At 55.9% G+C, this 3,505-nt stretch carries 3 protein-coding genes; all 3 read left to right on the top strand.

Annotated elements, in window-relative coordinates; genetic code table 11:
* Positions 1–436, top strand: a 436-nt coding sequence (locus tag K8V32_RS01050) for a DUF3237 domain-containing protein (protein WP_303901540.1), incomplete at its 5' end; no start/stop codon positions are given.
* Positions 433–2,010 (top strand): ABC transporter substrate-binding protein, encoded by a 1,578-nt coding sequence (locus K8V32_RS01045; protein ID WP_303901537.1) that lies wholly within the window; start codon positions 433–435, stop codon positions 2,008–2,010. The genes K8V32_RS01050 and K8V32_RS01045, both read left to right, overlap by 4 nt.
* Before the next feature lie 56 nt (positions 2,011–2,066).
* On the top strand, positions 2,067–3,485 hold the full coding sequence (locus tag K8V32_RS01040) for an amidase (protein WP_303901533.1): 1,419 nt from the start codon (positions 2,067–2,069) through the stop codon (positions 3,483–3,485).
* The last annotated feature ends 20 nt before the right edge of the window (positions 3,486–3,505 follow it).

The following is a 3,505-nucleotide window of genomic DNA, read 5'->3' as shown; positions in this document are numbered from 1 at the left end:
CACTGCAGAAGTCGAACCGGGCATTCCGTTGACTCAGCGCGATCACGAACGTCTGGAATTCATTCCGATCACCGGGGGCCAAGTGTCCGGCAAGATCTCAGGACACGTCGTTGCCGGTGGGGGCGATTGGTGTTTGAGTCGCAGCGACGACGCCTTCAACGTCGAAGCCCGCTACGGCATCCGCACGAACGAGGGTGCGTATATCGATATCGTCAACGTCGGCGTCTTACGCCATATAGACGGTGAACATGGTGGACCGGAAGCCATGCGGTACTTCTTCACCACCCCTATCTTTCGCACCTCTGACCCCGACCTGCTGTGGCTGACACGATCCGTGTTCGTCGGCCAGGCACAAGTCCAAGCCCGCGCGACTGTTATCGACGTTTATGAAGTCGTGATCGAAAACAACACTCATACCTCAGGAGAAGCACATTGAAAAAAGTATTCATTACTATTCCGACCACGGTCGCGTTGACATTTGTCTTATCCGGATGCACCACCTCCGGTGATAACGCCGCGATGCCTGCAGAAACCGGCAACGCTGCCAGCGGTGAATCACTGGTACGAACGTCAGTAGACCAGCCCGCGTCTTTCGATCCGACCCAAGGCACTTCACTGCCGGATTTTATTCTTGCTCGAAACAGCTTTGACACCCTGGTTCGCAGAGATGACAACAATGAGCTCGCCCCAGGGCTGGCTGAAGATTGGGATCTGGACTCAACAGGTGGCGAACTCACGCTGCGTGCTGGAGCAACGTGTTCTGATGGAACACCGATTACTGCTGGCGTTGTGAAAGATTCTCTGGAATACTTCACTGACCCAGAAACAGCATCAGTGTATGGACCGCAGGTCTTTGGGCCAGCTGGCAACGTCACGTTCACGGCCGTCGATGATCAGACACTACAAATCGAGCTAGCAGAACCATGGCCTGATATGCTCAACGGTCTTTCCTTGGCTGTTAGCGGGATTATTTGCCCAGCGGGTCTGGAAGATCTGGAAGGACTCGATGCGGGACAAGTCGAAGGTGCTGAATCGGGACCATACATTATGTCGAGCGCCGACCACGGCGTTCGCTACACCTACGACCTTCGCGATGATTACGACTGGTGGCCAGAATACGCCGAACCGATTGAGGACGTGCGACCAGAGTCGATTGAGTTCAATGTGATAGCCGACAAGAACTCGACTGCCAACCAGCTCATCGCAGGCCAACTCGACACCGGTGCCGTCTTGCCGCAATCCATCGAACGCGTTGAAAACGAAGGCTCTGTCAGCGTAGACGTGAAACCATTCTCCGATTTCTACGTGCTCTTTAATGAACGTGAAAGCAGCCCGTTTAGCGACCCAGAAGCACGTCGTGCCGTGGCACAAGTCCTGGATCGTGAAACATTTACCGACATTTCCTCACAAGGCGCTGGTGAGGTCGCCAAGCAAATGGCATCCTCCACGACCGTGTGCGCTAATTATGATGCCTCACCGGTGATTGATCTTGACCCAGAAGCAGCTGCAGACGTGCTTGACGGCATGAAAGTCCGCATCGTTGGTGCTCAAATTATCGGTCCAAATGGTAGTGGCAACACCTACGTTCAAGAGCAACTGCGTGAAGCAGGCGCGGACGTCACGCTCGACAACCTTGATGTCGGTGGTTGGATCTCGACAGTTTATGGGAAACCAGGCGACTGGGATCTGACCGTGTTCGCCGACCTGAACTTCGTTGGGTCCTTGAGTAATGCGGTATCACAAGGCATCGGTCCAGCACTGCAAGATGGCGGTTCAAACGTTGGAGCCACTCAGTCCGAAGAAGCTGAAGCAGCCTTCGGAGAATACCTGAACTCGCAGAACAAAGAAGAAGCATGCGCCGCATTGAATAAGGCATCGGATGCTCTGGTTGCTGACGCGCACATGATCCCGCTGACCAATGATCCTCGTCCGATGGCCAGCCGTGAAGGTTTCACTGTGGTCACCAAAGGTGAAGCAATGGATGATGAACACCAACTCATCGTCCAGTAACCGCACCACGCAGCTTCACCCATCTCGAACACTTTTGAAACCAGGAGCAATTTGTCATGAATCTCTTTTCCTCCGCGAGCTCGCTTGCCCACATGATCCGCGATCGGAAGATTTCACCGGTTGAAGTCGTAACAGAATACACGGCTCACATTGACCGGAAGAACCCCGAAATTAATGCGTATGTATGGCGCAACGACGACCAAGCCTTAGAACAGGCCCGCGCGGCTGAACAAAAAGTTCTTTCCGGCGACACTACCCAACCGTTTTTAGGTGTGCCGGTGCCGGTGAAGAATCTAAGCGACGTCGCAGGTCAACCCAATGACCAGTGCTCGTTGGCCATGGATGATACCCCGCGGACCGAAACGGACCCTGCAGTCCAGCGACTCATTGACGGTGGCTTCACACTGCAAGGACGGACGAACTCACCAGAATTCGGCCCGCTCACGGTGTCACAAAACCGCAAATATGGCGCCACCGCTAACCCGTGGAACCTGCAACGCACCGCTGGTGGTTCTTCAGGTGGTGCCGCAGCAGCCGTGGCTTCGGGTATGGCCCCGGTGGCACACGCCTCAGATGGTGGCGGATCGATCCGCGTACCGTCCTCGTGTTGTGGACTCGTGGGGCTGAAACCAAGCCGTGGTCGCATTCCGCAAGGGGTCGCCGGATGGGAACACTCGACCACCGAAGGTGCCATTACCCGCACCATCGAGGATGCCGCAGGCCTATTGGATGTCATGTCGGGTCCAGACCTGACGGCATGGTATTCAGCACCTGAACCCGCAGAACTTTATATGTATAGCTACCTGCGCGACCCGGGCTCCCTGCGGATTGGCCTGATGCTCAGCCCACCAACCGGACTGCCCGTCGACGACGCCTGCTTGGAAGCCACGCATGCTGCCGCCGGAGTCCTGAGATCATTTGGCCACACCGTGGTTGACGCAACGCCGCGGCTTTACAGTCCCCAAAGCATTGAGGACTTCCAGATCATCGTCAGCGCCTGGACCGGTGCCAACGATGTCGCCGACGAAAGCCTACTAGACACCTACATTCGTGAGCGCGTCCAGCAAGGACGGTCCTATGATGCAACCCAATACGCTGCCGCCTCGGCACGGATCCAGCTGGAAACCCGCGATATCCTGCCGCAATGGGGTCAAGACTTTGATGTCCTGTTGACCCCTACCATGGCCACGACGGTGCCAGATCTCACCGTCGTCTATGACGAGGCGAATACTGCTTCGCTGGCGGAACGGACCACGGAACTGCGCATGATTTCCTTCACATCATTTGTGAACATGTCCGGTCAACCAGCCATCAGTTTGCCCGTGCACCAAGATGCCGAGGGCTTGCCGGTGGGTGTTCAGCTGGTTGGCGGTGCCTTCCGCGAAGATGTGCTGCTTCAGTTGGGCCGTCAACTTGAACAGCATTTCCAGTGGCAACACACCTTGGCAAGCCTACAAACCGGGATCCAGGCATGAGTTTCAACACTGACACTGTT

This window comes from Enteractinococcus helveticum (assembly GCF_020742345.1).
GTDB lineage: Bacteria > Actinomycetota > Actinomycetes > Actinomycetales > Micrococcaceae > Yaniella > Yaniella helvetica_A.
Note: the sequence above shows the minus strand (reverse complement) of the source record. Positions and strands in the feature narration are given on the sequence as shown.

Coding starts and splice junctions, on each gene's coding strand:
- K8V32_RS01040 (WP_303901533.1), top strand. CDS start 2,067: ATGAATCTCTTTTCCTCCGCGAGCTCGCTTGCCCACATGATCCGCGAT.